The following is a 26,573-nucleotide window of genomic DNA, read 5'->3' on the forward strand; positions in this document are numbered from 1 at the left end:
TTCCCAGCACCTCGTCACTGTTGGGAGGAGACCGCCGATGGCTGTCCCCGGCTTCCTTGCCCGTTCCCGCATCGTCGCACCGCCCGGCTGGACCCGCTGGCTCGTGCCGCCCGCTGCGCTGTCCATCCACCTGTCGATCGGCCAAGCCTACGCGTGGAGCGTCTTCAAGACGCCGCTGGAGAAGACCCTCGGACTGTCCGGCACGCAGTCCGGGCTGCCGTTCCAGCTCGGCATCGTGATGCTGGGGCTGTCCGCCGCGTTCGGCGGCACCCTGGTGGAGAAAAACGGTCCGCGCTGGGCCATGACCGTCGCCACAGTCTGCTTTTCCGCCGGGTTCCTGCTCGCCGCCCTCGGCGTCGCGACCGGGCAGTTCTGGCTCGTGGTGGCCGGCTACGGCGGGGTCGGCGGGATCGGCCTCGGCATCGGCTACATCTCGCCGGTGTCGCCGCTGATCAAGTGGTTCCCGGACCGGCCGGGCATGGCCACCGGGATCGCGATCATGGGCTTCGGCGGCGGCGCGCTGATCGCGTCGCCGTGGTCGTCGGCGATGCTCGGCACCTCGCCCACGACCGGCGACATCGCGACGGCGTTCCTGATCCACGGGATCGTGTACGCGGTGTTCATGACGATGGGCGTGCTGATCGTCCGCGTCCCGGCCGACGACTGGCGTCCGGCGGGCGCGGTGAAGCAGGCCGCGGCCAAGCCGATGATCTCCACGGCGAACGTCTCGGCGGCGAACGCGCTGAAGACGCCGCAGTTCTGGTGTCTCTGGATTGTCTTGTGCCTCAACGTGACCGCGGGGATCGGCATCCTGGAGAAGGCCGCGCCGATGATCACCGACTTCTTCAAGGGCACCTCCGCGCCGGTCGGCGCCGCGTCCGCCGCCGGGTTCGTCGCGCTGCTCTCGCTGACCAACATGCTGGGCCGGTTCGTCTGGTCGTCCGCCTCGGATCTGGTGGGGCGCAAGAACATCTACCGGTTCTACCTCGGCGTCGGCGCGCTGCTGTACCTCGTGATCGCGTTGACCACGAACGGGTCGAAGCTCGTGTTCGTGCTGTGCGCGATGCTGATCCTGTCCTTCTACGGCGGCGGGTTCTCGACGCTCCCGGCGTACCTCAAGGACCTGTTCGGCACCTATCAGGTCGGCGCGATCCACGGCAGGCTGCTGACCGCGTGGTCGGCGGCGGGCGTGCTCGGGCCGCTCATCGTGGACGGGATCGCGGACAGCCAGAAGGCGGCGGGCAAGACCGGGCCGGACCTCTACCAGCTGTCGTTCTGGATCATGATCGGCCTGCTGGTGGTCGGGTTCGTCGCGAACGAATGCGTGCGCCCGGTGAAGGAGAAGTTCCACGAACCGGCCGGGCAGACCGCGGTGGGGAGCGAGGCGTGATGACGAGTGCCGAGGGCCGTTCCAGCGGCCGGACCGTTCTGCTGGTGATCGCGTGGCTGTGGGTGCTCGCCCCGTTCGGCTACGGCGTGGTCGAGCTGATCCGGAAGGTGGTCGGGCTGTTCGGCGGCTGAGTCCCGCTGACCGGCACTGCCCGGAAATAAGCTCTGGACAAATGGTCAAGAGTCGTTGACCATTAGCCCCGTGACTGGGGATGACCAAGCGGGCTACGTCCCGCCGCACGACACTGTCCATGTCGAAACGACCGACCAGCTGCGCGCCGTGAGCAACGTCGTGCGGCACCGTGTGCTCGCGGTGCTGCGCGACGGGCCCGCGACGATCACGCAGGTCGCCGACCAGCTGGGGATCGCGAAAGGCAGTTCCAGCTACCACATGCGGGTGCTGGAACGGGCCGGGATCGTGCACGTGGTGCGCACGCGGAAGGTGCGCGGCGTGCTGGAGCGCTACTACGCGCACGTCGGCAAGAGCATCGAGCTGCCCGAACCCGCGGCGGGCCAGCGGGACGTGCTGCTGCAGCACGCGCTCGACGACCTCTCGACCGCGCCCGAGGGCTCGCACCGGTTCGTCCGGCTGCAGCACACGCGGATCAGCGAGACGCAGTTCGAGGAGTTCGAGCGCAGGCTGGCCGGGCTGCTCGACGAGCTGCGGGACGCGCGCGACGCCGACGAGGCAGCCGCCACCGTCGCGGTCGCGTTCTTCCGCCCGGGCCCCGGAGCGGCCCGATGACCAAGACGAAAATGCCTCCCGCGTTCAGTCGCTTGTGGACCGCCGCGACGGTCAGTTCCCTTGGCGACGGCGCGTATACCGCGGCGCTGCCCCTGCTGGCGCTGCTGCTGGACAGCGATCCGCTGGTGGTCAGCCTGGTGACGGTGGCGGTGCTCGCCCCGTATCCGGTGGCCGGGCTGTTCGCCGGCGCACTGGTCGACCGCTGGGACCGGCGGCGCACGATGTGGCTCGCGGACCTGGCCCGGGCAGTGTTGCTGGCGGCGACGGTGGCCGCCGGCGCGTTCGGCTGGCTCAGCATTCCGGTCCTGTTCGTGGTCGCGTTCCTGCTCGGCACCGGCACGCTGTTCTTCGACACCGCCGCGCAGGCGTACCTGCCGGATTTGCTGGCGCGGGACCAGACCTTGCTTCGCCGCGCCAACGGCTATCTGCGCGGAGCGTCCACCGCGGCCGGGCAGTTCGCCGGGCCGCCGGTCGGGAGTTTCCTTTTCACCGTAGGGAGAACGCTGCCGTTCGCGGTGAACGCGCTGACGTACGTGGCCAGCGCGGTGCTGATCCGGACGCTGCCGCCGGCACCGGTGCCGGAGCGCACGCCGGGCCGGTCGGTGTGGGCGGACTCGAAGGAGGGTTTCGCTTACGTAGTCAAGGATCGGCTGCTGCTCGGCCTCGCTTTGCGGCCCGCGGTGGGAAACCTGGCCTTCGGCGCGTTCGGCGCGGTTCTGGTGGTGTTCGCGAAGGACGCGCTGGGGCTCGATTCGGCTGGCTACGGCTTCCTGCTCGCGGTGGAAGCCGCCGGAGGACTGGTGGGCGCGATGGTGCTCGCCGGGCCGCTGGAGAAATGGCTGGGCACCGGCACCGCGCTCACCGTCACCGCGGTGATCGAGGGCGGCGCGGTCCTGGTCTTCGGTCTCGCCCGGGATCCGTGGCTCGCCGGGGCGATGTTCGCGCTGTGCGGCTGCGCGATGGCGACGACCATGGTGCTCGGCGGTTCGCTGCGCCAGGTCGTGGTGCCCGCACGGCTGATGGGCCGGGTCGCCGCGGCTTCGCGCCTGGTCTCGGCTTCGGCCGCACCGGCGGGCGCCGCACTGGGCGGCTGGCTCGCCGCGACGGCCGGAGTGCGAGTGCCTTACGTCGCGGCGGCTGGGGTGCTCGTGTCGATGACTTTGGTGACGATGAGCATGACGAGCAACAAGAAGATCGAAGAGGCGCTCGCGCGGGCGAAAGCTACTCCAGCGACGGCCACCCTGTGAGCAGGGTGATCTGCGGGAAGAGCACCGCGGCCACCGGCATGGTGGTCCAGATGACGACGCTGGCGTACGGCCGGGGAACGTAACGGTTCGCGACCGCCCCGGTCGCGGCGGCGAGCGGGAAGACGAAGATCCCGTACAGGCGGCAGAAGACGCCGATGATGTACACCACGTTGAGCGGGGATTCGGTGAAGGCCGCCGCGAGGCACAGGCTGAGCGCGGCGACCGCGGCCACGAGCGCGAAGACGGCGTGCAGCGCACCGAGAACGGCTTGGCTGGTCCGGTTCGGACTGCTGGTGAGGTCCACCGGCCCAGCCTGCCCGGGAGTTGTGGAGATTCCGGGGTGGTCCGGGGGAGAAACGCGGGGAGACCGGGTATCCCAGGGCGAGCGCCGAGGGCGATGATCCACACTCGGCCTTCCGCGTGTTCCTCGGGCCTGCCGACCGCCGCGCCCCGAACCAGGCTGGCGGGTCACAGTCCTGCGAGCAGGCTTTCCTGGGCTGAATGGACGTGCGCCTCGGCCACTTGGGCCAACCGTTCCCGGTCGCCGTTGCGAATCAGTTCCGCCAGTTCGCGATGCTCGGCGACCACCCGGGCCCGGTAATGGTCATGGCCGAGCGAAACCCGTTGCAGCTGAAAGAGAAACACCTGCGATCGCACCGCGTGCCACGCCTCGGTGAGGCGGCCGTTGCCCGCGGCGGCGTACACGCGGTCGTGGAACGCGATGTCCAGTGCCAGCAACTGCGGTCCGGGGGCCTTGATCCGGACCGCCTTCGCCAGATCGGCGACCAGCGCGTCCAAGGCGGCGAGATCCGTCTCGGTCGCGTTGGCGCGCGCGGTGACGGCGGCCAGCCGGTCGAGGGCGGCGCGGACCGAATAGACCTCGGTGACGTCCTCGGGGGTCACGTCGACCACCGTGGTCGGGCGATGCCAGCCGCACCGGACCAAGCCTTCCCGGGCGAGCTGGGAGATGCCCTCGCGGACTGAACCGCGGCTGATGTCCAGCGACGCGGCCAGTTCGACTTCGCGCAACGGCGCGCCAGGCCGGAAATGCCCGGCGAAGATCGCTTCGCGCACCCGGTCGGCGGCCTCGTCGGCGAGCCCGCGGCGCGCCGCCTTCCTCAGGGGGGTGACTTCCACGTCCTAATGTTGACATTCGAACATCTGCCAGTCAACGTGGAGAGACCGATCCCCGTGCCGAAGGAGTGCCTCATGGCCGTCCGTCCCGCCTTCCACCTGGCCATACCGGTCGACGATCTGCCGAAAGCCCGCGAGTTCTACGGCGGCGTGCTCGGGCTGGCCGAGGGCCGCTCGGCGGACGCGTGGGTCGACTGGAACTTCCACGGCCACCAGGTCGTCACGCACGTGGTCCCGGGAGCCCGCGCGGAAGCGGGCCGCAATCCGGTCGACGGGCACGACGTGCCGGTGCCGCACTTCGGGCTGGTGCTCGACGTCGACACGTTCCACGACCTGGCCGGACGGCTGCGCGCGGCGGGCACCGCGTTCGTGATCGAGCCGTACCAGCGGTTCGCCGGGGAACCGGGGGAGCAGTGGACGATGTTCCTGCACGATCCGGCCGGGAACGCGCTGGAGTTCAAGGCTTTCCGCGACGAGACGCAGTTGTTCGCGAAATGAACGTCCTCGTCACCGGAGCCTCGCGCGGGATCGGCCGCGCCATCGCCGTCGCCTTCGCCACCCGGGGCGACCGGGTCGCTGTCCACTGTGGATCCAACCGGGAGGCCGCGCGCGAAACGCTCGAGGCGCTGCCCGGCTCCGGGCACGTGCTCGTGTCCGGCGACCTCGGCAACCCCGACGCCGCGCAGTGGATCGCCGACGTGGCCGAGGAACAGCTCGGCGGGGTCGACGTGCTGGTCAACAACGCCGCGGTCGGCACCACCCCGGCCACTCGCACGCCGATCGCTGAAATGTCCTATGCGGACTGGCAGGACGCGTGGCAGCGCACGCTCGACGTCAACCTCTACGGCGCGGCCAACGTGTCGTTCCACGTCGCACGCCACCTCATCGCCCGCGGCGTGCCCGGCCGGATCGTGAACATCGGATCGCGCGGGGCGTTCCGCGGCGAGCCCGAATACCTGCCGTACGGGGCGAGCAAAGCCGCGCTGCATGCGTTCGGCCAGTCGCTGGCGGTCCAGCTGGCGCCGCACGGGATTTCGGTCACCTCGGTGGCTCCGGGCTTCACCGCGACCGAGCGCGTCGCGGACCGGGTCACCGACGAGGTACGCGAGCAGAGCCCGTTCGGCCGGGTCGCCGAGCCGGAGGAGATCGCCGAGGCGGTGGTGTTCCTGGCCTCGTCGGAGACGCCGTGGGCGTCCGGTTCGATCCTGGACATGAACGGAGCCTCGCACCTGCGCTGAGTTGTGAGCTGTGTCACGAATGCAGCATTTCGGGGCGGCCAGACGTCCAGAGGGGCGTGCGGATCGCAGGAAAAGTTATCGCCGGGGCGCTGTCGACGGTGGTGTTCGCCGGCACGGCTTACGGGTTCTCGACCCTGAGCGCGCTCGACGACATCACCCGCAGCGACGTCATCGGCGGCGGCGGATCGGTGGACGAGGGCCAAAAGCACGCCGACGGTGCGCTGGACATCCTGATGGTCGGCCGGGACTCGCGCAAAGGCCCGGACGGGCAGATGCTGCCGAAGAGCGTGCTGGAGGAACTGCGCGCCGGCGCGAACGGCGACGACCTCACCGACACGTTGATCGTGCTGCGGATCCCGGACGGGCAGCAGGAGGTCAAGGCGTTCTCCATCCCGCGCGACTCGTACGTCTCGATGCCCGGCGGAAAGGGCAAGATCAACGCCGCGTTCGGCCGGGGCAAGGCCGCCGAGGCCGCGAAACTGCGCGCGGCAGGGGAGACGGACAAGGACAAGATCGAGCAGGAGTCGATGACCGCGGCGCGCAAGGCGACGCGGCAGGCGGTCGAGGACCTCACCGGCGTCACCATCGACCACTACGCCGAGGTCAACCTGCTGAGCTTCTCCGAGATCAGCAAGGCGGTCGGCGGGGTCGAGGTGTGCTTGAAGCACGCCACCAAGGACGAGAACTCGGGCGCGGACTTCCCGGCAGGCAAACAGCGGCTTTCCGGCGGCGCCGCGCTCGCCTTCGTGCGGCAGCGCGACAACCTGCCCGGCACCGACTTCGGCCGGATGCGGCGGCAGCAGGTGTTCCTCGCCGCGATGGCGCACCAGGTGCTCTCGGCCGGGACGCTCGCCGACCCGGGCAAGCTGAGCGACCTCATCGACGCGGTGAAGAACTCGGTGGTGCTGGACCAGTCCTGGGACATTTTGGACTTCGTCAGCAAAATGCGCGGGGTGTCCGGCGGCGGCATCCAGTTCACGACGGTCCCGGTGATGAACCCGGACTACCGCTACGACAAGTCCCATCCCACGGCGACCGCGGTGCAGGTGGACCCGGCGCAGGTGAAAGCGTTTGCGGCCGGGTTGGTCGGCGCCGCCCCGTCGTCGTCCGCGCCGCCCGCCGCACCGAAGGCAGCGGTGGAGATCTCCAACGCCGGCGGATCCTCCGGCCTGGCCGCACGCGTCGCGGATGTGTTGAAGGGCAAGGGATTCGCCGCGACCGCCGCGGGCAACGCCCCGTCGCAGCGGACGTCGATCGTGCGCTACCCGGCCGCGCTCGCCGCCGAGGGCGCGGAGGTGGCGAAGGAGCTGGGCGGACTGTCCACAAAGGAATCAGCGGACGTTCCGGCAGGGCACATCCAGGTGGTGCTCGGGAAGGTCTACTCAGGACCGGGGGTGTCGGACGGCGGATCCGCGGCTGGTGTGCCGGTGAAGAGCGACCAGCCGCCGCCCGTCACGTCAGACGGTGACAACTGCATCGACTGACGCCTCGTGCGTGGCGATGCCGGTTCTAATCGGCATCGCCGCGCACGAGATCGCGGAATCCGGTGGTGCCACCGCACTCGCTTCGTGGAGGCACCGACGGTTGCGTCGGGTGGTGCGGTTCCAACCGGATCGCCACGGCCTTCGAGACCAGGCTTTTCCATCACGGAATCGAGCGGCAGCAACGCATTCGCCTCGGGAAGCCGGCCGCTGCACACCGGTGATCCGTCGGATCCGCGACCGCGCGGAAGGGGGGCGCATCGTGAGCGGCGATCGCGGTGCTGACCGTGATCGCCGCTCACGAGCAGGTCACGCGTGGTGGTGCGGCTCCAACCGAATGACCACGGCCTTCGAAACCGGCGTATTCGACTTCTCCGCCACAGAATCCAGCGGCACCAACGCATTCGCCTCCGGGAAGTACGCCGCCGCGCACCCCCGCGCCGTCGGGTAAGCCACCGCTCGGAAGCTGGGCGCCCGCCGATCCCCGTCTCGCCATTCCGAGACCAGATCCACGATCTCCCCGTCCGCGACCCCCAGCGCGGCCAGGTCGTCCGGGTGCACGAACACGACCCGGCGGCCGTCCTCGATGCCGCGGTAGCGGTCGGACAGGCCGTAAATCGTCGTGTTGTACTGGTCGTGGCTGCGCAGCGTCTGCAGCAGCAACCGGCCCTCGGGAACCTCCGGATACTCCAGCTCCGACACGGTGAACGTGCCCTTGCCGGTCGCCGTGCCAGTGAACTCCCGCGAGTCGCGCGGCGCGTGCGGCAGCACGAAACCGTCCGGTTCGCGGACGCGGCGGTTGTAGTCGTGACAACCCGGCACCACCGCGGCGATACGGTCGCGGATCAGGTCGTAGTTCTTCTCGAACGACCGCCACGGCACCGAGTGGTCGGCGCCGAGCAGCTTCTCCGCCAGGCGGCAGACGATGGCGACCTCGGACAGCAGTTCGTCGCTCGCCGGAGCCAGGCGGCCGCGCGAGGCGTGGACCTGCGACATCGAGTCCTCGACCGTCACGAACTGGCGGCCGGATTCCTGCTCGTCGCGTTCGGTGCGGCCGAGCGTCGGCAGGATCAGCGCGCTGCGGCCGGGCACGACGTGCGAACGGTTGAGCTTCGTCGACACGTGCACGGTCAGCGAGCACGCCCGCAGCGCCTCCGCGGTCCGGTCCGAATCCGGCGTGGCGGAGGCGAAGTTGCCGCCCATCGCGAAGAACACCTTGCCGCGTCCGTCGAGCATCGCGCGGATCGAGTCGACGGTGTCCCAGCCGTGGTTGCGCGGCACGGTGATGCCGAACTCGCGGTCGAGGGCGTCCATGAACGGCTCGGGCATTTTCTCCCACACGCCCATGGTGCGGTCGCCTTGCACGTTCGAGTGGCCGCGCACCGGGCACAGCCCCGCGCCCGGCTTGCCGATCATCCCGCGCACCAGCGCCAGGTTCACGACCTCGGCGATCGTCGGCACCGCGTGCTTGTGCTGGGTCAAACCCATCGCCCAGCAGTAGATCGTGCGCTCGGACGTCGCGATCATCCGCGCGATGTGCTCGATCTGCGCGCGTTCGAGGCCGGTCGCCTTCTCGGTCTCCGGCCAGTCGATCTCGCGCAGCTGCTTGGCCCAGTCCTCGAAGCCGTGCGTGGACTTCTCGACGAACTCGCGGTCCACAATGGACCCGGGCGCGGCGTCCTCCCACTGCAGCAGCAGATGCCCGACCGCCTGGAACAGCGCGAGGTCGCCGCCGAGCCGGATCTGCGCGAACTCGTCGGCCAGCGGCGTGCCCTTGCCGACCACGCCGCGCACGTTCTGCGGGTTCTTGAACCGCATCAGCCCGGCTTCGGGCAGCGGGTTGACCGCGATGACCTTCGCGCCGTGCCCCTTCGCCTGCTCCAGCGCGGACAGCATCCGCGGGTGGTTCGTGCCCGGGTTCTGCCCCACGACCACGATCAGGTCGGCCTGGTGGATGTCGGCCAGCGACACCGAACCCTTGCCGATGCCGGTGGTCGCCGACAGCGCCGCGCCGGACGATTCGTGGCACATGTTCGAGCAGTCCGGCAGGTTGTTCGTGCCGTACGCGCGGACCAGCAGCTGGTACACGAACGCGGCTTCGTTGCTGGTGCGGCCGGACGTGTAGAAGATCGCCTCGTCCGGGCTCGACAGGCCGCGCAGCTCGTCGGCGATCAGGCCGAACGCGTCGTCCCAGGAGATCGGCTCGTAGTGCGAACCGCCTTCGCGCAACACCATCGGCTCGGTGAGCCGGCCCTGCTGCCCGAGCCAGTAGTCGGTGCGCTCGTTCAGTTCGGACACCGGATGCGCGGCGAAGAACTCCCGGCCGACGCGGCGTTTCGTCGCCTCCTCGGCAACCGCCTTCGCGCCGTTTTCGCAGAACTCCGCCATCTTGCGCTTCTCGCCGTCGACCTGCCGCGGCTCGGGCCACGCGCAGCCCGGGCAGTCGAAGCCGTCCCGCTGGTTCAGCAGCCGCAGCGTGCGCGCGGTGCGGACCGGGCCCATCTGCTCCACCCCGCGCGCGAGCGAAACCGCGACTCCCGGGATGCCGGCCGCCCAGCCTTTCGGCTTGCCCACTTCGAGGCGGGCTTCGTCCACGTCACCAGTCGGAGCTTCGCGAGTCATGGGCACATCGTCCGCCTTCGCGGCGCGGAACCCAAGACGGGGGTGGTCACACCGCCTCCTGCCGGTCCCGTTCGCGGCGTTCGGCCCGCAGCAGCGCGCGGTCCGCCGCGGTCACGATCAGCAGCAACCCGCTGGTCACGATCAGCACGACGGCCAGCCGGTGCAGCCCGCCGGAGTCGGCGTGCCCGCCATAGCACTGGGCGATGACCGTGGCCGCGACTATCGCGCCGAGGTATTGCGCGGTCCGGAAGAGCCCGCTCGCTGTGCCCATCGTCTCGGCCGGGGTTTCGCGGTAGAGCGTCGTCTGGTTGGCGACGCTGGTGAGCCCCTGGGCCAGGCCGAACAGCGCCGCGAGCACGAGCAGCCAGATCAGCGCGGTGCCGTCGTTGACGAACAGCAGTGCGACGGATCCGGCCAGGAGCGCGGCGCCGACCAGCAGCAGCCGCAGCCGGACGCCGGTGGGCTTCCCGGACAGCGCGGCCGCGCCCACCGCGATCCCGGACATCGGCAGGAGCAGCAGCCCGGCAGCGGACTCGGCGAACCCGCGCGCCTCCTCGAGCCACTGCACGTAGCCGAACATGATGGTGTAGATCGCCAGGAAACTCAGTGCCTGCCGCAAATACGTGCGCAGGACCGGACCGTTCGCGGCGAGCATCCGCAGGTCGATGAACGGCTTCCGGGCGCGCAGTTCGACCCTCGCGAAGAGCCCGCCGAGCACGATCGCCACGGCCAGCAGCCACAGATCGCCGATGCCCGGCTCCATCAAGTAGCACAGCAACACCAGCAGAGCGGCGGAAAACAGCGCGATCCCGGCGACGTCGATCCGCTCGGCCGGCTTCTCCGCCGGGGTGTCTTTCGGCACCCACAACAGGGTCAGCACGAGGGAAATCCCGGCGAGCGGCAGGTTCACCGCGAAGATCGCCGGCCAGCCGAAGAGCGCGATCAGCACGCCGCCGAGCGTCGGGCCGATCACCATGACCGTCTGCGCGGACATCGCCAGCACGGACAACACCCGCGCCGGAACGCCTTCGCCGATTTCGTCGGCGCGCCGGCGCAGGACCGCCATCGCGGCCGGGAACCCGGCGCAGGTGCCGATGCCGAGCACCGCTCGGACGCCAGTGAGCCATTCGACGGAGATCGGGATCATCCCGGCGATCCCGGCCACCATCACGACGGACGCGCCGCCGAGCAGCACGCGCCGCGCGCCGTAGCGGTCGACGAGCAGTCCGACGACCGGCTGCCCGACCGCGGTGGCCAGGTACAACGAGGAAATCAGCCAGGCCGTGCGGCCCGGGCCGGCGCCGAAGGCCTGTCCGATCGGGACGAGCGCGACGGCGATGAGCGTGGAGTTGATCGGATTGAGCACGGCGCTCGCGACCAGCGGGGTCACCAGGCGCGCGCCGAAACGGGATTTCGCGGGGGCGGTCGCGGTGTTCGTCAGTGCTCCTCGGGTTTAAGGGGGTCAGCGCTGGGCGATCCGCTGCAGCAAGGGCAGCGCGCGCCGGACCGTTTCGAGTTCGTCCTCGGTCAGTTCGTCGGTCAGCGCGGCGGCGAGCCATTCGTCGCGGTGCTGCCGGATGCCGATGACGGTCTTGGCGCCGAGATCGGAGAGCGAGATCACGACGCGCCTCCCGTCGGCCGGGTCGCGCGTGCGGTTCAGGTAGCCGAGCGAGTCGAGCACGCCGAGCGTCGCGGCCATGGACTGCTGCCGGACGTGCTCCGCGGCCGCCAGCTCGGCCTGGGTACCCGGACCTTCGCGGTGCAGCCGGTTGAGCACGGCGGTCTGCGTCGGCGTGAGGATCTCGGCGTTGTCGACCTGCCGCAGCCTGCGGTGCAGCTGGCCGACGACGCCGCGGATCCAGCCCGCGGACTCGGCGACGCGCGGGGGGACGGGCGGGTCATCGGACATAAGCACAGTCTAGCCTGTTGAGTCCAAGCTGTGCATCCTCGGCCCGAAAGACGTGAAGGGCTCCTTCAGGGAATCTGATTCCCCGAAGGAGCCCTTCACGGACTTCGAGCTAGAGCGGCTGAGAGCTCGTCGCGGCGGGGGAGCCCAGTCCGACGATGTACCCGATCTTCTCGTCGTTGACCCCGATCGGCTGAACCTGGTGCACCACGACCGCCGCGGCGAGCAGCAGGACCAGGCCGACGATCGCCGCGATCCCGGGCAACCGGCTGGGCGCCGCGCCGCCGCGGCCGTAGACCGGCGACGGAGCGTTGCGGCGTTCGCGCTTGCGCCGCTTCTTCATGTCCTTCTTGGCGCCGAGCCACGCGTCCCGCTGGGCGTGCTTGCGCCACTCCGGGTCCATGAGGTCCGGATGGGTTTCCATCCGGTCGTCCGGATCCTCCGGCCGAGTCATCGGCGCACCGCCTTTCCCCCTGCGTAACCCCGCCGCGGCGGGTTCGTAGACTTGTCCATTGTGACCGAGAACGCTCCGCAGCAGAAAACCGACCTTCCGGGTGCCTGGGACCCGGCCGCCGAGGAAGCCCCGATGTACGACCGCTGGGTAGCGGCCGGGTACTTCACGGCTGACGCTTCGTCGGAGAAGCCGCCGTTCTCGATCGTACTGCCGCCGCCGAACGTCACCGGCAGCCTGCACATGGGCCACGCGCTCAACCACACCCTGATGGACGCGATGAGCCGCCGCCGCCGGATGCAGGGCTACGAGGTGCTCTGGCTGCCGGGCATGGACCACGCGGGCATCGCGACGCAGAACGTCGTCGAGCGCCAGCTGGCCGGCGAGGGCCTCTCGCGCCACGACCTGGGCCGCGAGAAGTTCGTCGAGCGCGTCTGGGAGTGGAAGGCCGAGTACGGCGGCAAGATCCTCGGCCAGATGAAGCGGCTCGGCGACGGCGTCGACTGGTCGCGCGAGCGCTTCACCATGGACGAGAACCTGTCCAAGGCCGTCCAGACGGTGTTCAAGAACTTCTACGACGCCGGCCTCATCTACCGCGCCGAGCGGATCATCAACTGGTGCCCGCGCTGCCAGACGGCGCTGTCGGACATCGAGGTCGACCACAGCGACGACGACGGCGAACTCGTGTCGATCCGCTACGGCGACGGCGACGCGTCGATCGTCGTGGCCACCACCCGCGCGGAGACCATGCTCGGCGACACCGCGGTGGCCGTGCACCCGGACGACGAGCGGTACACGCACCTGGTCGGCACCGAGATCGAACTGCCGCTGACCGGCCGGAAGATCCCGGTGGTCGCCGACCGGCACGTCGACCCGGAGTTCGGCACCGGCGCGGTCAAGGTGACCCCGGCGCACGACCCGAACGACTTCGAGATCGGCCGCCGCCACGACCTGCCGATGCTGACCGTCATGAACGAGCGCGCCGAGGTCACCGTGCCCGGTCCGTTCGAGGGCCTCGACCGGTTCGAGGCGCGTCCCGCGGTGGTCGCCGCGCTGCGCGAGCAGGGCCGGATCGTCGCGGAGAAGCGGCCGTACGTGCACGCGGTCGGGCACTGTTCCCGCTGCGACACGGTCGTGGAGCCGCGGCTGTCGCTGCAGTGGTGGGTCAAGGTCGCCGAGCTGGCCCAGGCCGCGGGCGACGCGGTGCGCGACGGGCGGACGAAGATCCACCCGGCCGAACTCGAGAAGCGGTACTTCGACTGGGTCGACAACATGCACGACTGGACGATTTCCCGCCAGCTGTGGTGGGGGCACCGGATCCCGGTCTGGTACGGGCCGGACGGCGAGGTCGTGTGCGTGGGGCCGGACGAGCAGCCGCCGTCGGGCGAGGGCTGGACGCAGGATCCGGACGTGCTCGACACATGGTTCTCGTCGGGGCTGTGGCCGATGTCGACTATGGGCTGGCCGGAGGAGACCGCGGACCTGGCGAAGTTCTATCCGACCAGCGTGCTGTCGACCGGGTACGACATCCTGTTCTTCTGGGTCGTCCGGATGATGATGTTCGGCGTGCAGGAGATGGACGGGCGGCAGCCGTTCGACCACGTCTACCTGCACGGGCTGATCCGCGACGCCAACGGCAAGAAGATGTCGAAGTCGCGCGGCAACGTCATCGACCCGCTGGAGTGGATGGACGCCTACGGGGCGGACGCCACCCGGTTCACGCTCGCGCGCGGGGCCAACCCGGGTGCGGACATGGCGCTGGCCGACGAGTGGGCTGCCGGGTCGCGGAACTTCTGCACGAAGCTGTGGAATGCCAGCAAGTTCGCGATGATGAACGGGGCGACGGTCGAGGGGTCGTTGCCGCCTGCTGTCGAGCTGACCGAGTCGGATCGGTGGATTCTCGGGCGGCTGGCGGCGCTGGTGTCCGAAGTGGACGGGTTGTTCGAGGACTTCCAGTTCGCCAAGGTCGCCAATGCGCTGTACCAGTTCACGTGGAACGAGCTGTGTGACTGGTACTTGGAGCTGGCGAAGGTTCAGCTGTACCAAGGGGATTCCGCGCGGGTCGAGGCTACGCGGAAGGTGCTGGGGCATGTGCTGGACACTGTGCTTCGGTTGCTGCACCCGTTCGTTCCGTTTGTCACGGAGAAGCTGTGGACAGCCCTGACGGGTGGCGAGTCGTTGGTGATCGCGGCTTGGCCTTCGGCGGTTGAGGGGTATGCGGATCCGGTTGCTGATGCGCGGGTTGCTGATGTGCAGAAGCTGATCACCGAGATTCGGCGGTTCCGGGCGGATCAGGGGTTGAAGCCGGGGCAGAAGGTTGCTGCTCGGCTTTCCGGGGAGGCGTTTCCGGAGGGGCATTCTGGGGCGATTCGGTCGTTGGTGCGGCTTACTGAGCCTGAGGACGGGTTCTCGGTGAGTGCTTCGTTGGAGGTTGCGCTCGCTGGTGGTGTGGTGACTGTGGAGTTGGATACTTCCGGCACTATTGATGTTGCTGCTGAGCGGAAGCGGTTGGAGAAGGACCTTGGGGCTGCGCGGAAGGAATTGGCGCAGACTGAGGGGAAGTTGGGGAATGAGGCGTTTATCGCCAAGGCGCCTGAGCACGTGATCGAGAAGATCAAGGTGCGGCGGGAGACTGCGGTGGCTGATATTGGGCGGATTGAGGCTCGGTTGGCTGCGTTGCCTGCGTCTTAGGCGGCTCGTCGCCTGGCGGCGACATTGCGCCCCTGGTTGCGTGGGGCACCCCGAAGCCGATTGTGATGACGGACGGCGGGTGCTTGTCAAGGCGGGAAAGATGCCTTGACAAGCACCCGCCGTCCGCATTTGGGCTTCGTATCGGGGTGCGGGGGTGGTGTGGGTGCCTCGCTCGTTGGGTGCAGCGGTGCGGTTTTAGGGCCGTGAGGGTCCCCCTGAGGGAATCAGATTCCCTCAGGGGGACCCTCACGGCGTATTAGCGGAGTTGTTGGCGGATTACTTTTGCTTCGCCTGCCATCCCTGCGTAGAGAGGGTGGTAGGGGGCTGCGGCTAGCAGGTTCAGGTCTTTGCCGTTGATCCAGGCTACGCCTGGGCCTTTGCAGGCGTCGTGGCCGAAGGACGGGGTGTAGGTGTCCACATAGGACGATTGGCCGTCCGCTTCCACTGCGTTGCTCACTGCTGCGTTCAGGGCTTCTTCCACGCTCGAGAGCCAGGCGTAGTCGCCGTTCGCGAAGGGCAGGACGTTCGGGCAATAGCCTTCTGCGGGGGCGATGCGCGGGTAGCCGATGGCCAGCACCTTGGCGTGCGGCGAGCGGGCGTGGATTCCGGCCAGTACTTGCTGGATGGCTGCTTGCGTCTTGGGGAGCAGCGCCTTGATCGTGTCCACGCCGTCGACGGTGAAGTGCTTCTGGCACGGGTTTCCGGTCGGGTCCGAGGCGCGCAAGGTCGGGCAGGTGTCCACCAGTTTGCCGAACAGGCCCGAATCGTTGCCGCCGATGCCGACCGTCACCAGGTCGGTGTCGGAGCGCAGTGCGGAGAACTGCGGGGCGTTCTGGCCCAGCGGCACGCTTTGCGGGGCGGTCATGTGCGAGGTGTTCGCGCCGCCGCAGCTGACGTCGGTGAAGCGGTCCACGTCCAGGGAGGCCGCGACCATCGACGGGTAGTTGGACGTCGAGCGGAAGCAGCCGAACGGATCCAGCCTGGGCAGCGGGATGAGCGGGCCCGACGTGTACGAGTCGCCCAAGGCGACGTAATGACGGTAGTGCCGGGGCGCGGCGCTCGCGGCCGCTGCCGTCGACAGAAGCAGTGCGATGGCCGCGATCGCGGCCAGCACGATTCGGATGGTGCGCATGCGGAACCCGTCCTCCCTAGCGGTCGACCCGCTTTACCTTTCGGCACGCGGGGCGCGAGCGCTCTCCGCCGATCGGGTGGTCGGGGCGGCTTTTCACCCGGCTGCTGGGTGATCTGCGGGTTTCCGCCAGGTCAGCAGGTACCGCCAGAAGACCAGCGGGCGGACCGTGCTGCCGGGAAGCAGGCGGGCGGCGTCGCGGCGGACGTCGGTCAAGGGCGGGAATTTCATGTGCACCGGGGCCTTGGCGACCGGATCCGGGCCGCCGTTGAGGCGGTCGCCGGCGAAGACGATCAGCCTGGCCGCGAGGTTCGCGGGGACGGCGACGAGTTCGCGGGCGTAGTCGCCGGGGCGGCTCGGGCGGGCGCAGCCGAGGACGGCGAGGACGCCGCCGGGGACGAGGGCGTCGCGCAGTCTCGTGACGGTTTCGAACGGGACGTGGTGCAGGGAGGCCAGGCAGGAGATGTACGCGTACGCCTCGGGTTCCAGGGGGTCGGTCGTCACGTCTGCGCGGCGGTACTCCGCGGTGCCTGGTCCTGGGGAACCGGCGGACGTCGCGCGGGTGATCATTTCCGCCGACGTGTCGATGCCTTCGACGGTCATACCGGCGGCGGCCAGCTTGCGGGCGAACCGGCCGTCGCCGCAGCCGACGTCCAGGGCGCGGCCGGGGCCCGGCGGCAGGAGGCGGAGCAGGGCCGGGTGGTAGTGATGGTTGTGGTCGAAGGGCATGCGCCCGACCTTGCCACGGATCCCCGCGGGCGCGATCACGCCGAAGCCCCGGGGGCGCTGGGCGCGAGGCGGCCCCGGGTACGCTCGACGGTGTGCCAGGCCGAACCTTTCGCCTGGTCTTCCCGGTCGCGCGACCGCGCCGGGACAGCGACTTCAAGGAGTGCACGAGTGCCGCGCGGTGAGGAGCCCGAGGAGACCCGGCGGCCGGATCTTGCCGATCCGGACAGTTTCGCGGGGGTCGACGAACTGGGCGCGCTCGCGCACAGCGACGACGAGGACGATCCCGGGAACGAGCTGGAGCCGGACCTCGACGCGCCGGACGCGGCCTACACCGTCGGCGGCGGTGCGCGCGGCGGGATCGGCGGCATCGGCCAGCTCGGCGACAACCTGGCGCTCGGCCCGGTCCCGGACCTGTCCGTCGAAGAGGGCACTGAGCTGCACGAACTCGACGACGAGGGCGCGCCGGCCGAGTTCGGCGACGAGAACGGCCCGGAGGCCCGCCGCGACCTGATGGCCGCCGAGGCCGAGCTGAACCAGCGCTGGCCGGAGACGAAGCTCGAACCGTCGCTCGCCCGGATCCAGGCGCTGATGACGCTGCTCGGCGAGCCCAACCACGGCTACCCGGTGGTGCACGTCGCGGGCACGAACGGCAAGGGCTCGGTCGCGCGGATGGTCGATTCGCTGCTGACCCGGATGGGCCTGCGCTCGGGCCGCTACACCAGCCCGCACCTGCAGCTGGTCACCGAGCGGATCGCGCTCGACGGACGGCCGATCTCCGCCGCCCGCTACGCCGAGCTGTACCAGGACATCGCGCCGTACGTGGCGATGGTGGACGGTGCGAGCGAGGACGGCGTGCCGATGAGCAAGTTCGAGGTGCTCACCGGGATGGCGTTCGCGGCGTTCTCCGACGCACCGGTCGAGGCCGCGGTGCTCGAGGCGGGCATGGGCGGCGCGTGGGACGCGACGAACGTCGCCGACGCCCAGGTCGCGGTCATCACGCCGATCGGGCTGGACCACACCGAATACCTCGGCCCGACCGCGGTCGACGCGGCCGCGGAGAAGGCCGGGATCATCAAGCCCGGGTCGGTCGCGGTGATCGGCGAGCAGGACCCCGAGGTGCTGAACGTCCTGCTGAAACGCACGGTCGAGGTCGACGCCGCGGTGGCACGCGCGGGCAGCGAGTTCGGCGTGCTCGAACGCGAGGTCGCGGTCGGCGGGCAAATGCTGAAGCTGCAGGGCCTCGGCGGCGTCTACGACGAGATCTTCCTGCCGCTGCACGGCGCGCACCAGGCGGCGAACGCGGCCCTCGCGCTGGCCGCGGTCGAGGCGTTTTTCGGGGCGGGCAAAGACAAGCAGCTCGTGATCGAGGCGGTGCGCGAGGCGTTCGCCGAGGTCGAGAACCCGGGCAGGCTCGAACGCGTGCGGGCCGCCCCGGCGGTGCTGGTCGACGCGGCGCACAACCCGATGGGCGCGCGGGCGCTCGCCACGACGATCACCGACGAGTTCAACTTCCGCCGGCTCGTCGCGGTCGTCGGCGTGCTGTCCGACAAGGACGCGCGCGGCATCCTCGACGCGCTGGAACCGGTGGTCTCCGACGTCGTGGTCACGCGCAGTTCGTCGCCGCGGTCGCTGCCGGTCGAGGACCTGGCGGAACTGGCCGCGTCGATCTTCGGCGAGGACCGCGTGCTCGCCGAACCGGACTTGGAGACCGCGATCGAGACCGCGATCGGCCTCGTGGAGCAGAACGACGACCCGGAGGAACCGCTCGCGGGCGGCGGCGTGCTGGTGACCGGCTCCGTGGTCACCGCGGGCGACGCGCGGACGCTGTTCGGGAAGGAGCCAGCGTGAGCGAGACCCCGGAAACGCCCCAGCCGCCGGTGAAGCCGCCCGCGAAGGACCCGATGAAGGGCTTCCGCGGCGTCATGGCGGGCACCTTGATCATGGAAGCGATCACCGTCGCGCTCGCGCTGCCGGTGGTCGCCAAGCTCGGCGGCGGCATCACGAGCTTCACCGGCTGGACGGTCATCGCGCTGGCCGTGGTGCTGATCGTGCTGTGCGGGATGCTCAAGCACGTCTGGGCGGTGCCGGTGATCCTGCTGCTGCAGCTGGCGATCATCGGGATCGGGATCACCCAGCCCGCGATCGCGATCATCGGCGTCATCTTCCTGGCCGCGTTCGTGTGGTTCCTGTGGCTGCGCCGCGACGTCGCGCGCCGGATGGCGGCGGGCACGTTGCCGAGCCAGCAGCAGCCGCAGGCTTGAGCCCCGCGCTCTCCGCCGCCGCGCTCCCGCGAGGTGCGGCTCAGCGGTAGACGCTGACCTCGATCAGGTTCCGGTCCGGGTCGCGGAAGTACACGCTGCGAATCGGCCCGGTCGCGCCCGTGCGGTCGACCGGGCCCTCCTCGACCGGCACCCCGTGCGTCGCGAGGTCCTCGACGACCTGTTCCAGCGAATCGGCCGTGATCAGGCACAGGTCCGCGCTGCCCGGCGTCGGCCGGTCCGCCCTCGGCTCGAACTCGTGCCCGGCCTCGTGCAGGTTGATCTTGCTGGCGCCGAACGCCAGTGCCTTGCGGCCGGCCCCGAACGTCACCTCGGTCATGCCGAGGACGCGCGTGTAGAAATCGACCGTCGCACCGAGGTCGGCGACGGTGAGGACGAGGTGGTCGAGCCGGTCGATGCGCATGGTTTCACCCTATTCCGATGTAACGGCCGGGCCGCCACGGCGACGGTGCAAGTGTGATCGTGGTGCGCGAGCTGAGCGTGGACAACTGGGCGGAGTGGCGTGCCCTCCGGCTGGCGGCGCTGCGCGAGGACCCGGGAGCGTTCAGCTCGACACTCGCGGACTGGCAGGGCGAAGGCGACGCCGAACCGCGCTGGCGGGCTCGGCTGCGCGACGTGTCGCTCAACGTCCTGGCCGACCTCGACGGCGTTCCGGCCGGGATGGTCAGCGGGCATCTTTCCGAGCGCGGCGACAAAGCCGAGCTGCTGTCGATGTGGGTCGCCCCGCCGGCGCGCGGCAGGGGAGTCGGGGACGCGCTCGTCCGGGCCGTCGTGCGCTGGAGCGAAGGGCGCGGGGCGGGCGAGCTGGCGTTGCGCGTCGCGGGCGGCAACGCGCACGCCATGGCGCTGTACGAACGGCACGGGTTCGTGGAGCGTCCGCTGTCCGGACCGAGCGAGTGCGAGCACGAGATGGTTCGGGAAGCACACCGAGCGTGACGGCCGGCTGTGAGCTTCCTCCTGCCGGGTGAGCCGTTCACCCGGCGGTCAGCCCGAGTTGGCCGCTTGGCCGTGGTCGCCGGATAGAACGGCCGCCATGACCGAAACGACCCCTTCCCGGCGCTCGGTGCTCAAAGCCGGGATCGCCGTCCCCGCGCTCGCCGCGGCAGGCGGGCTGCTGCTGCCCGGCTCCGCCTCGGCCGCCCCGCTCGTCCGCCGCGACCGTCCGGTGCTCGCCCACGGCGTCGCGTCCGGGGACGTGACCGCCAGCTCCGGCATCGTGTGGTCGCGGGCCGACCGGCCGGCGCGGCTGATGGTCGAGGTCGCGCGCGACCCGTCGTTCCGGCACGCCCGCCGCGTGCCCGGCCCGTTCGTCACGCCCGCCACCGGCGGCACCGGCAAGGTGCGCGTCGCCGGACTGGCCCCGGGCACCGAATACCACTACCGCGTCACCGCCGTGGACCTCGACGGCCGCAGTGCGAGCGAGCCGGTCGCCGGCCGGTTCGCCACCGCGCCGGTCGGCCGCGCGAACACGCGGATCCTGTGGAGCGGCGACGTCGTCGGCCAGAACTACGGCATCAACCCAGGCCTCGGCGGCATGACGATCTTCTCCGCGATGGCCGACCGCCGCCCGGACCTCTTCCTGCACAGCGGCGACACGGTGTACGCCGACGGCCCGCTCACCGAAACCGTCACGCTCCCCGGCGGCGGGGGCACCTGGCACAACATCGTGACGCCGGAGAAGTCGAAGGTCGCCGAAACCCTCGACGAATACCGCGGCCAGCACGCCTACAACCGGCTCGACGCCAATTTCCGGCGGTTCGCCGCCGAGGTGCCCGCTTACGTCCAGTGGGACGACCACGAAGTACGTCAACTAACAATACTAGCACCTGCTGTGGGTGCCCGACGTCGGTGTCGGGCGGGAGCGCAGCGTCGGAGCCTTCGCACAGCGACCTGGCGAACCAATATGTGCGCCGCACCAGCCTTTACACATCGAGTGTTCCGATAGCGGTGATCATTTGTGCATGCAGTCGAACTTTGTAGATGCGCGCGCCGTCGCGCGCGAAGCCGTCTGCACCTGCTGCATTCGCGGGCTGTAAACTGTGTGCGCGAGTAGCTGGGCGAGCAGTCAGCTCAACTTTTGGCACCCGCATGATTGGTGGATCGCGGTGAAAGAGTAACGCGACCTGAGGCGGGAGGGTCAAATGGTTTCCAGACTACCACGATCGAAAGTTGTTCGTGCGCGTCCAATTGCGCCTAAAGTCGCGAACTCCGCACGTAGTGCGAAACCGCCGCGAGAGGGCGTCGTCGCTAAAGTTATCGCTGGCATTTCGCTCACCGTGCTGATAGTTGAGTTCTTTTCGTATGTTATAGCGTATCAGTATTTTAAAGCGTTCGATCTGGATCCGTCGCAGGTGGGAATAAGTCCACTAAATGCGGCGCAAAGAATGCTTTCTCTTACGCCAATTCTAGTATTTGCAACCACGCTCGCCGTATGTGCGACGTCTGTATATCGCGCGATAAGTGACGGTGCAAAACTTGCGGCGGCGACCATTGACGCCGCTGTGCGAAATATGCGAAGACTGCGTGACTTGGAAGTAGAAATACGTCGCACAAGTGATGAGCTGCGAGAAAGTGTTGCGGAAATAGAGGCTGCCCGCGCGGATCTTTCCAGGATTGTGCGCCTAAGTGCGCGACTAACAGTGCGAAGCTTCTTTAATTCTGACTTGCGGACTGATCAGAACGGGGTTTTGATATCTCGCAAAGAGCTCTGGTCAGAAATTATCAAGAGAAGAAGGACGCTTGAAGAAGTGCGGAAGGCTGCACTTAAATTAACGAGAAAGGGTAAGTCAAATCTGCGACGCGTCAAACGTTTGAACAGAAGTTTTGCGAGATCTAGGTGGATTGCGGATAGGTCTAAATGGGTCGCAGGCCGCTTGGGGAAGCTATCGCGAACTGTGTCCGAGCGCTCGGTTCGGCGAAATATTGCGCTTGTGGGTATATCTATTGCGGTCTCTATCTACTACTTCTTGTACTCTTTGGCGGCGACCTATGGGTCCGCCGACCGGGCTGATTTTTCAGCACCTGCGACGTGGCTGGAGTTGCGCGTTGTGGGTGACCTGAGGCCGAAGCGATACTCTGTGGAATACGTTGACTCAGCCCGGATTCCGTTGTCTCTTAAGTCAGTCACCGGCAGGGATGGAAAAATTAGACAAATGTTATTGCTTGGGTCTTCTAGTGGACAGCTTGCTCTTTTGGAGCCCGTGTCTCGTAGTGTTTTTATGGTTCCTTCAAGTCAGGTCATATTGACTAATTTGCCATGACGAATGGAGTCCTGACTTAATCTCTCGTACGACGTGACGTAATACGTTTGATCACCATTTAAGCTTCGGGCCAAGTTTGTTTACAGGCTCATGATTTGTTCACGTAGCGTCCTTGGTGTGTGCGCAGGGAATTCAGTCCCCGTCCGTAAGTTCGTGATCAAGTCGCTGAATGTGCTCTTCGATCAGGATCGCTGACTCCCGGGGGTTGCAGGCAGTAGCGGCGAGCTGATCTATGACCGCACCGTGCAGTTCCTGGTGGTCCAGTGTGAACGAGCCGCAAAACCCCTGCGAGACGTAGGTGATCGGCCCGGCGTGGGTGTAGTAGCGGGTAAACGCCTGCTCCGTTCCGCCGTTGTGGCTGGGCACGATGTTGATCGTGACGTTCGGCGCGCGCTGTGGCTCAGTCATTAAGAGCAGAGACCGCAATTGCTGCAAGGCTAGGAGCGGGTTGCCGATGGTGTGCGTGATCGCACGCTCGCCGATGAAGATAGCGACGTCTGCGTTCACGTGAAGATGACCGATGGCGGCCAGCGCCCGAGTGTTCAGCAGGTCCTCCGTTACGGCCTCGCGAGGGAACGCGCTGAGGTGGAGCGCAGCTTCGGCGTAAGCGCGGGTGCGCACGATGTCCGGAATTAGGAACGGGTGCCAGTCGACAATGCTGCGCGCCATGCGAGCGCATGCCTCCGCGGCCTCAATGTGATGCGGTTTGTCTGCCTGGCCTAGCACAATAGCTTCGGACTCGGCCAGTCTGGCGACCGCCAAGATGCGTTCTTTCCGCTCGCCGACTACGCCGAGCGCGCCGAGGATTCCGGCGATGTCCATCATGTCTGGGCTCCGCAGGGCCGATTCCCAACTGTTGAGTTGCGCCGGATTCACGCCGATTCGCCGTGCCAGTTCGCGCACGCCGTACTGCTTCTCTTCGCGTGCGGCGCGTAGTTCCACGCCGAGGAGTGCGGAGCGTGCTCGGCAGCCGCCGCTGCGGTTGTGGCGTTGCTTCATTCAGCGTGCCTGTGCGCCGGGTTGATCTCGCCGGTGCCAGCCTGACACCGATGCTCCCGTGCGACGTCGAGCGCGACGCGGATCAGGAATTCATCGAGCCCGGTCCGCTCGGTGAGCGCCTCAACCGTGACGCCTCGCTCGATGTGGCTCAGCATGGACTCGGCGAAGATCCGGACAGTCTGGTCCTCGCAGATGACTGCGCCAGTCTCCGGATCAGTGACGACCTCTGTGTCGTCGAAGCTGATCCACCAGCCCATGAGAAACCTCCCGATGCAACCCGGCCTCTCGTGGTCGCAATGGACCGGCCGACGCCAATAGATGCGCTGACATCAGCGTCGCAGTTAGACTGATTTCATCGAAAGGCCATTGGGGGGCCACGGCGGTGCCGCGCCAGGGCCACGGGACAGGGAGCGCAGCATGAGCGACGGGCAGGAGCCGCGCACTTCGCGGACTCTGCTCGAACAGCTCATCCGCGGGCGACATGAGACTTACGACGAGTTCTCCGCCTTCGCGACGAACTTCGCGAAGGACTGCGGAGAACCAGGCACGCTCAGTGCTCGGCACGTGAAGCGACTGGCCTCGGGGCGCGGAGACAGCGGCAAGGCGCTAGGCCGACCGCAGCCCGCCACCGCGCGACTGCTGGAGAGGATCTTCGGCGTCGGGATTGACGAGTTGCTCGCCCCGCCTCGGGATTCCCGGAAAGTCACTGACGACGACCGTGAGTTCCGAGCGCTTCTCCGTGCGTCCGCTCGGGTTGACAACACCGTCCTTGATCTCTTGCGAGGTCAGCTCAACGTCACGCGTCGGCTTGACCGGCAGTTGGGCGCGATCCTCGCGCACGATGAGGTCGTCGCGAAGATCGATCAGGTCGGCAAGCTGATGGGGCACAGCGTCATGCCGACTAACCGTGAGGCGCTGGCGGCCTTGCTGTCGGAGCTGCGGACGCTCGCCGGGTGGCAGGCGCTCGACCTGGGCAACGCTGCGCAGGCGTGGCAGCACTACGCAAGTGGCACGGCAGCCGCCAAAGAACCGGCAGGCCGGGCGTTCGAGGCGCACACGCGCGCGGGCCAGGCGTTCGTGCTGCTGGATATTGGCGATTCAGCGGTGGCGGTCGACTTGATGGAGACCGTACGGCGGGACGCGGACCGGAGTACGAACAGGCTGCTCAGGTCGTGGCTGGCTGCCGCCCAAGGCGAAGTGCTGGCGGCCGACGGTCAGCGTTCGGCGAGCTTGCGGGCATTCGATCAGGCTGCCTCGCTGCTGGCGGACGAGGGCGAACAAGACGCCGGGCCGTACCTCGCGTTGGACGCGGTGCACCTTGGGCGCTGGCGTGGCCACGCGCTGGCCAGAATTGGCGAGCCAGAAGCGATTGACGTCCTGACTGACGCGCTTAGCCGTCTCGACCCGACGTTTGTGCGTGCCGAAACCGCGTTGCGGGTTGACCTGGCGATTGCGTTCGTAGCGATGCGCGAGCATGAGCAAGCCCACGCGCACCTCCGCCGTGCCCAGACACTTGCCGCGGACATCGGCTCGGCCCGCCAGCTTCGGCGGCTTGAGCGGCTTAAGGCCCGCATCGAATCGCGCTAGGCTCCCGGGGTGACTGACGAGGTTGGGTCCTGGGAGACCTTTGGCGAACGGACCGTCTACGACAACAAGTGGGTGCGCCTCGGGCTGACCGACGTTCAAGCACCGAACGGGGAGCGCTGGGAGTACCACGTCGTGCACCTGGCCCCCATCGCGATCGGTCTGATCGTGAACGACCAGGACCAGGTCCTCATGCTTTGGCGCTATCGGTTCGCCACCGACCAGTGGGGATACGAACTGCTCGGCGGCCTGGTGGAGGAAGGCGAAGACCCCGCCGCAACGGCTGCTCGTGAGATTCGTGAGGAAAGCGGCTATCAGCCTCTCGGCGAGGCCGAGCATCTGATCGGCTTCGAGCCTCTACCAGGTCAAGTGACGGCACCGACCGATGTCTACTTGTGGCGCGACGCCGAGAAGGTCGGCGAGCCTACCGACACTGAGGAAGTCGGTCGCCTGGAATGGGTTCCGCTTGCCAAGATTCCGGAACTGGCTCTGCGCAAGGAAATCCTCGGCGCGGGTGCGTTGGTTCCGTTGCTGTACTACATCGCGTCACGCAATGGCGGCGGCACTGCCGGGCAGAATCAGTCCGCTGAGACGGCGTAGCTGGCGGTCCGACCTGATCTGCGCGGCGAGCCGTCGTGCCTGGCGTGCGTGATCGAGCGCTGCGTCTCGATTGCCTGCCGCTGCGTGCGCGAAAGCCAGGTCAACCAACATGCCTGTCTTGGCCCGGATGAAGTCTGGTGGCAGGCGGGGCAGTGCGTCGGCGAGTTGCTGGATCGCGTCGTCTTCGCCGAGCCTGCTCAGGGCATGGCTGCGCCAGCGGTCAAGGTGAGCGCCGCCGAGGAACAGAAACGGCAGCGCCGGATCAACGGGATCGGTGGGCAAGTGCGTGTCCGCCGAATCGAAGGCCCGCAGTGCATCGTCCCGTTGACCCGCTGCCGCAAGCCCTTCTCCGTGTGCTGCCGCCATCCACGCGCGCAACACGGGTGGCGCGGTGCGCTCCGCGATCGCGCGTGCTTCGCCGAGTTGTCCAACCGCGGGCTCGATCTCGCCGAGGTCGATCAAGATGAATGCCTGCTGCGCAGTCGAGTGCGCCAGCAGGATTGGCGAGCCAGCTTCGCGTGCGGCTGCCTTAGCTGTCTCGTGGTGCTCCCATGCCTGCCGAATGGCGTTGCGGTCAAGCGCTTCCCACCCGGCGAGCGCGGATGCCTCAGTGAGAACGCCGGCCAGCGCCTCGCGTTGTCCGTGCATCGTGCTGAAGTTGAGAAGACTTTGCAGCTGTCCGATATTGCTGCGTAACTGGTCGAGCAGTGCCACGCCGCCGAACCGGCGGTCGACATGCCGCGCCTGGTCGACTTGGCGTTTGAAGATCTCGACTGTCTCCGCGTCGACGGATCGAGCCAGAGCGAGGCGGGAGATCAGCTCTTCCGCCTCATCGTTCGTCTCTTCGTCCGGGAAGCCAAGTTCCTCATTGGTGCGTCCGTAGACGTCTCGGAAGAGCCGCCGGTATGGCTGGCTGACCGCTTCGCGCCCGTTCTCCCATCGCGACAACTTTGTTTTGAGGCTCGTCGCCGACATGACAGGAACGGCGAGTGAGTCGGCGCGGCGAAGCAGCATCTTGATGACGTCATCGGCCTTGTACCCGAGGGTTCGGCGAACCGCCTGAAGCCTTGTTTCAGCCATCCGGAGCCC

General features: G+C 68.2%; 25 protein-coding genes and 1 pseudogene. 14 read left to right on the top strand and 12 right to left on the bottom strand.

Annotated elements, in window-relative coordinates:
- The first annotated feature begins 37 nt into the window (after positions 1 to 37).
- The 4 genes from WA670_RS20470 (at position 38) to WA670_RS20485 (ending at position 3,381) form a co-directional block, all read left to right on the top strand.
- Positions 38 to 1,390, top strand: a complete 1,353-nt coding sequence (locus tag WA670_RS20470) for an OFA family MFS transporter (RefSeq protein WP_336158554.1) — start codon at positions 38 to 40, stop codon at positions 1,388 to 1,390.
- On the top strand, positions 1,390 to 1,521 hold the full coding sequence (locus tag WA670_RS20475; protein ID WP_255443335.1) for an MFS transporter small subunit: 132 nt from the start codon (positions 1,390 to 1,392) through the stop codon (positions 1,519 to 1,521). Before WA670_RS20470 ends, WA670_RS20475 begins: the two co-directional genes overlap by 1 nt.
- Positions 1,522 to 1,591: 70 nt before the next feature.
- Positions 1,592 to 2,134 carry an ArsR/SmtB family transcription factor gene (locus WA670_RS20480; RefSeq protein ID WP_037813829.1) on the top strand — a complete coding sequence of 181 codons (543 nt, stop codon included), beginning with the start codon at positions 1,592 to 1,594 and terminating at the stop codon, positions 2,132 to 2,134.
- Positions 2,131 to 3,381 carry an MFS transporter gene (locus WA670_RS20485; RefSeq protein WP_336158555.1) on the top strand — a complete coding sequence of 417 codons (1,251 nt, stop codon included), beginning with the start codon at positions 2,131 to 2,133 and terminating at the stop codon, positions 3,379 to 3,381. The genes WA670_RS20480 and WA670_RS20485 overlap by 4 nt, the downstream gene beginning before the upstream one ends.
- On the opposite strand, the gene WA670_RS20490 is transcribed toward WA670_RS20485, so the two are convergent.
- Together WA670_RS20490 and WA670_RS20495 are read right to left on the bottom strand one after the other, a co-directional pair.
- Entirely contained in the window at positions 3,356 to 3,685 is a 330-nt protein-coding gene (locus tag WA670_RS20490) for a hypothetical protein (protein ID WP_134663059.1), read from the bottom strand. The two genes, WA670_RS20485 and WA670_RS20490, sit on opposite strands and share 26 nt — an antisense overlap.
- A gap of 164 nt (positions 3,686 to 3,849) precedes the next feature.
- A complete protein-coding gene (locus WA670_RS20495; RefSeq protein WP_336158556.1) occupies positions 3,850 to 4,518 on the bottom strand; it encodes a GntR family transcriptional regulator in 669 nt (222 codons plus the stop codon).
- Positions 4,519 to 4,590: 72 nt separating this feature from the next.
- Here WA670_RS20495 and WA670_RS20500 point away from each other — a divergent pair, with 72 nt between their 5' ends.
- The 3 genes from WA670_RS20500 to WA670_RS20510 are packed head-to-tail and all read left to right on the top strand — an operon-like array spanning position 4,591 to position 7,237.
- A complete protein-coding gene (locus tag WA670_RS20500; protein ID WP_336158557.1) occupies positions 4,591 to 5,013 on the top strand; it encodes a VOC family protein in 423 nt (140 codons plus the stop codon).
- Positions 5,010 to 5,753 (top strand): SDR family NAD(P)-dependent oxidoreductase, encoded by a 744-nt coding sequence (locus tag WA670_RS20505; protein WP_043837271.1) that lies wholly within the window; start codon positions 5,010 to 5,012, stop codon positions 5,751 to 5,753. Before WA670_RS20500 ends, WA670_RS20505 begins: the two co-directional genes overlap by 4 nt.
- A gap of 56 nt (positions 5,754 to 5,809) precedes the next feature.
- Positions 5,810 to 7,237: an LCP family protein gene (locus WA670_RS20510; protein ID WP_336158558.1), complete on the top strand. Its 1,428-nt coding sequence runs from the start codon at positions 5,810 to 5,812 to the stop codon at positions 7,235 to 7,237.
- 306 nt (positions 7,238 to 7,543) lie between these two features.
- Here WA670_RS20510 and WA670_RS20515 read toward each other — a convergent pair whose 3' ends face one another.
- The 4 genes from WA670_RS20515 to WA670_RS20530 all read right to left on the bottom strand — a co-directional run bounded on the left by WA670_RS20515 (position 7,544) and on the right by WA670_RS20530 (position 12,216).
- A complete protein-coding gene (locus WA670_RS20515; RefSeq protein WP_336158559.1) occupies positions 7,544 to 9,856 on the bottom strand; it encodes an FdhF/YdeP family oxidoreductase in 2,313 nt (770 codons plus the stop codon).
- 46 nt (positions 9,857 to 9,902) lie between these two features.
- Positions 9,903 to 11,246 carry an MFS transporter gene (locus tag WA670_RS20520; RefSeq protein WP_336158560.1) on the bottom strand — a complete coding sequence of 448 codons (1,344 nt, stop codon included), beginning with the start codon at positions 11,244 to 11,246 and terminating at the stop codon, positions 9,903 to 9,905.
- Between the two features lie 72 nt (positions 11,247 to 11,318).
- Complete coding sequence (locus tag WA670_RS20525) at positions 11,319 to 11,765, bottom strand: MarR family winged helix-turn-helix transcriptional regulator (protein WP_037364487.1); 447 nt, start codon at positions 11,763 to 11,765, stop codon at positions 11,319 to 11,321.
- 109 nt (positions 11,766 to 11,874) lie between these two features.
- Positions 11,875 to 12,216, bottom strand: a complete 342-nt coding sequence (locus tag WA670_RS20530) for a hypothetical protein (RefSeq protein ID WP_336158561.1) — start codon at positions 12,214 to 12,216, stop codon at positions 11,875 to 11,877.
- A 60-nt stretch (positions 12,217 to 12,276) separates the two neighbouring features.
- On the opposite strand from WA670_RS20530, the gene WA670_RS20535 reads away from it, so the two are divergent.
- The gene (locus tag WA670_RS20535; RefSeq protein WP_336158562.1) at positions 12,277 to 14,904 is read left to right on the top strand and encodes a valine--tRNA ligase; all 2,628 of its coding nucleotides are present in this window, start codon (positions 12,277 to 12,279) and stop codon (positions 14,902 to 14,904) included.
- 256 nt (positions 14,905 to 15,160) lie between these two features.
- Here the strand turns inward: WA670_RS20535 and WA670_RS20540 are convergent, their stop codons facing one another.
- Both WA670_RS20540 and WA670_RS20545 read right to left on the bottom strand, forming a co-directional pair.
- Complete coding sequence (locus WA670_RS20540; RefSeq protein ID WP_336158563.1) at positions 15,161 to 16,036, bottom strand: SGNH/GDSL hydrolase family protein; 876 nt, start codon at positions 16,034 to 16,036, stop codon at positions 15,161 to 15,163.
- A 93-nt stretch (positions 16,037 to 16,129) separates the two neighbouring features.
- Positions 16,130 to 16,762 carry a class I SAM-dependent methyltransferase gene (locus tag WA670_RS20545; RefSeq protein WP_336158564.1) on the bottom strand — a complete coding sequence of 211 codons (633 nt, stop codon included), beginning with the start codon at positions 16,760 to 16,762 and terminating at the stop codon, positions 16,130 to 16,132.
- Between the two features lie 168 nt (positions 16,763 to 16,930).
- On the opposite strand from WA670_RS20545, the gene folC reads away from it, so the two are divergent.
- Both folC and WA670_RS20555 read left to right on the top strand, forming a co-directional pair.
- On the top strand, positions 16,931 to 18,610 hold the full coding sequence (gene folC / locus WA670_RS20550) for a bifunctional tetrahydrofolate synthase/dihydrofolate synthase (protein ID WP_336158565.1): 1,680 nt from the start codon (positions 16,931 to 16,933) through the stop codon (positions 18,608 to 18,610).
- Positions 18,611 to 18,663: 53 nt separating this feature from the next.
- Positions 18,664 to 19,023, top strand: a complete 360-nt coding sequence (locus tag WA670_RS20555) for a DUF4233 domain-containing protein (RefSeq protein WP_051172901.1) — start codon at positions 18,664 to 18,666, stop codon at positions 19,021 to 19,023.
- Between the two features lie 40 nt (positions 19,024 to 19,063).
- Here WA670_RS20555 and WA670_RS20560 read toward each other — a convergent pair whose 3' ends face one another.
- The gene (locus tag WA670_RS20560) at positions 19,064 to 19,444 is read right to left on the bottom strand and encodes a VOC family protein (RefSeq protein WP_336158566.1); all 381 of its coding nucleotides are present in this window, start codon (positions 19,442 to 19,444) and stop codon (positions 19,064 to 19,066) included.
- Between the two features lie 53 nt (positions 19,445 to 19,497).
- On the opposite strand from WA670_RS20560, the gene WA670_RS20565 reads away from it, so the two are divergent.
- Both WA670_RS20565 and WA670_RS20570 read left to right on the top strand, forming a co-directional pair.
- Positions 19,498 to 19,977, top strand: coding sequence for a GNAT family N-acetyltransferase (locus WA670_RS20565; RefSeq protein ID WP_336158567.1), 480 nt, complete (start codon positions 19,498 to 19,500; stop codon positions 19,975 to 19,977).
- 97 nt (positions 19,978 to 20,074) lie between these two features.
- Positions 20,075 to 20,845, top strand: a pseudogene (locus tag WA670_RS20570) (alkaline phosphatase D family protein); the annotation flags it as partial.
- Positions 20,846 to 22,433: 1,588 nt separating this feature from the next.
- Here the strand turns inward: WA670_RS20570 and WA670_RS20575 are convergent.
- Together WA670_RS20575 and WA670_RS20580 are read right to left on the bottom strand one after the other, a co-directional pair.
- Positions 22,434 to 23,300, bottom strand: a complete 867-nt coding sequence (locus WA670_RS20575) for a Scr1 family TA system antitoxin-like transcriptional regulator (protein ID WP_336158568.1) — start codon at positions 23,298 to 23,300, stop codon at positions 22,434 to 22,436.
- Entirely contained in the window at positions 23,297 to 23,557 is a 261-nt protein-coding gene (locus tag WA670_RS20580) for a hypothetical protein (RefSeq protein ID WP_336158569.1), read from the bottom strand. Before WA670_RS20580 ends, WA670_RS20575 begins: the two co-directional genes overlap by 4 nt.
- A 160-nt stretch (positions 23,558 to 23,717) precedes the next feature.
- Here WA670_RS20580 and WA670_RS20585 point away from each other — a divergent pair, with 160 nt between their 5' ends.
- The gene (locus WA670_RS20585) at positions 23,718 to 24,887 is read left to right on the top strand and encodes a hypothetical protein (protein ID WP_336158570.1); all 1,170 of its coding nucleotides are present in this window, start codon (positions 23,718 to 23,720) and stop codon (positions 24,885 to 24,887) included.
- Between the two features lie 9 nt (positions 24,888 to 24,896).
- Positions 24,897 to 25,484 carry an NUDIX hydrolase gene (locus tag WA670_RS20590; RefSeq protein WP_336158571.1) on the top strand — a complete coding sequence of 196 codons (588 nt, stop codon included), beginning with the start codon at positions 24,897 to 24,899 and terminating at the stop codon, positions 25,482 to 25,484.
- Here WA670_RS20590 and WA670_RS20595 read toward each other — a convergent pair.
- Positions 25,431 to 26,564 carry a tetratricopeptide repeat protein gene (locus WA670_RS20595; protein WP_336158572.1) on the bottom strand — a complete coding sequence of 378 codons (1,134 nt, stop codon included), beginning with the start codon at positions 26,562 to 26,564 and terminating at the stop codon, positions 25,431 to 25,433. The two genes, WA670_RS20590 and WA670_RS20595, sit on opposite strands and share 54 nt — an antisense overlap.
- Positions 26,565 to 26,573: the final 9 nt, after the last annotated feature.

It is taken from the genome of Amycolatopsis sp. VC5-11 (assembly GCF_037034185.1).
GTDB classification, from domain to species: Bacteria; Actinomycetota; Actinomycetes; order Mycobacteriales; family Pseudonocardiaceae; genus Amycolatopsis; species Amycolatopsis nivea.

What these genes read in the sequence shown, in the direction of transcription:
- WA670_RS20470 (WP_336158554.1), top strand. Translation starts at nt 38, where the DNA reads ATGGCTGTCCCCGGCTTCCTTGCCCGTTCCCGCATCGTCGCACCGCCC.
- WA670_RS20475 (WP_255443335.1), top strand. Translation starts at nt 1,390, where the DNA reads ATGACGAGTGCCGAGGGCCGTTCCAGCGGCCGGACCGTTCTGCTGGTG.
- WA670_RS20485 (WP_336158555.1), top strand. Translation starts at nt 2,131, where the DNA reads ATGACCAAGACGAAAATGCCTCCCGCGTTCAGTCGCTTGTGGACCGCC.
- WA670_RS20500 (WP_336158557.1), top strand. Translation starts at nt 4,591, where the DNA reads ATGGCCGTCCGTCCCGCCTTCCACCTGGCCATACCGGTCGACGATCTG.
- WA670_RS20505 (WP_043837271.1), top strand. Translation starts at nt 5,010, where the DNA reads ATGAACGTCCTCGTCACCGGAGCCTCGCGCGGGATCGGCCGCGCCATC.
- WA670_RS20515 (WP_336158559.1), bottom strand. Translation starts at nt 9,856, where the DNA reads ATGACTCGCGAAGCTCCGACTGGTGACGTGGACGAAGCCCGCCTCGAA.
- WA670_RS20525 (WP_037364487.1), bottom strand. Translation starts at nt 11,765, where the DNA reads ATGTCCGATGACCCGCCCGTCCCCCCGCGCGTCGCCGAGTCCGCGGGC.
- WA670_RS20530 (WP_336158561.1), bottom strand. Translation starts at nt 12,216, where the DNA reads ATGACTCGGCCGGAGGATCCGGACGACCGGATGGAAACCCATCCGGAC.
- WA670_RS20540 (WP_336158563.1), bottom strand. Translation starts at nt 16,036, where the DNA reads ATGCGCACCATCCGAATCGTGCTGGCCGCGATCGCGGCCATCGCACTG.
- WA670_RS20545 (WP_336158564.1), bottom strand. Translation starts at nt 16,762, where the DNA reads ATGCCCTTCGACCACAACCATCACTACCACCCGGCCCTGCTCCGCCTC.
- WA670_RS20555 (WP_051172901.1), top strand. Translation starts at nt 18,664, where the DNA reads ATGAAGGGCTTCCGCGGCGTCATGGCGGGCACCTTGATCATGGAAGCG.
- WA670_RS20560 (WP_336158566.1), bottom strand. Translation starts at nt 19,444, where the DNA reads ATGCGCATCGACCGGCTCGACCACCTCGTCCTCACCGTCGCCGACCTC.
- WA670_RS20575 (WP_336158568.1), bottom strand. Translation starts at nt 23,300, where the DNA reads ATGAAGCAACGCCACAACCGCAGCGGCGGCTGCCGAGCACGCTCCGCA.
- WA670_RS20580 (WP_336158569.1), bottom strand. Translation starts at nt 23,557, where the DNA reads ATGGGCTGGTGGATCAGCTTCGACGACACAGAGGTCGTCACTGATCCG.
- WA670_RS20585 (WP_336158570.1), top strand. Translation starts at nt 23,718, where the DNA reads ATGAGCGACGGGCAGGAGCCGCGCACTTCGCGGACTCTGCTCGAACAG.
- WA670_RS20595 (WP_336158572.1), bottom strand. Translation starts at nt 26,564, where the DNA reads ATGGCTGAAACAAGGCTTCAGGCGGTTCGCCGAACCCTCGGGTACAAG.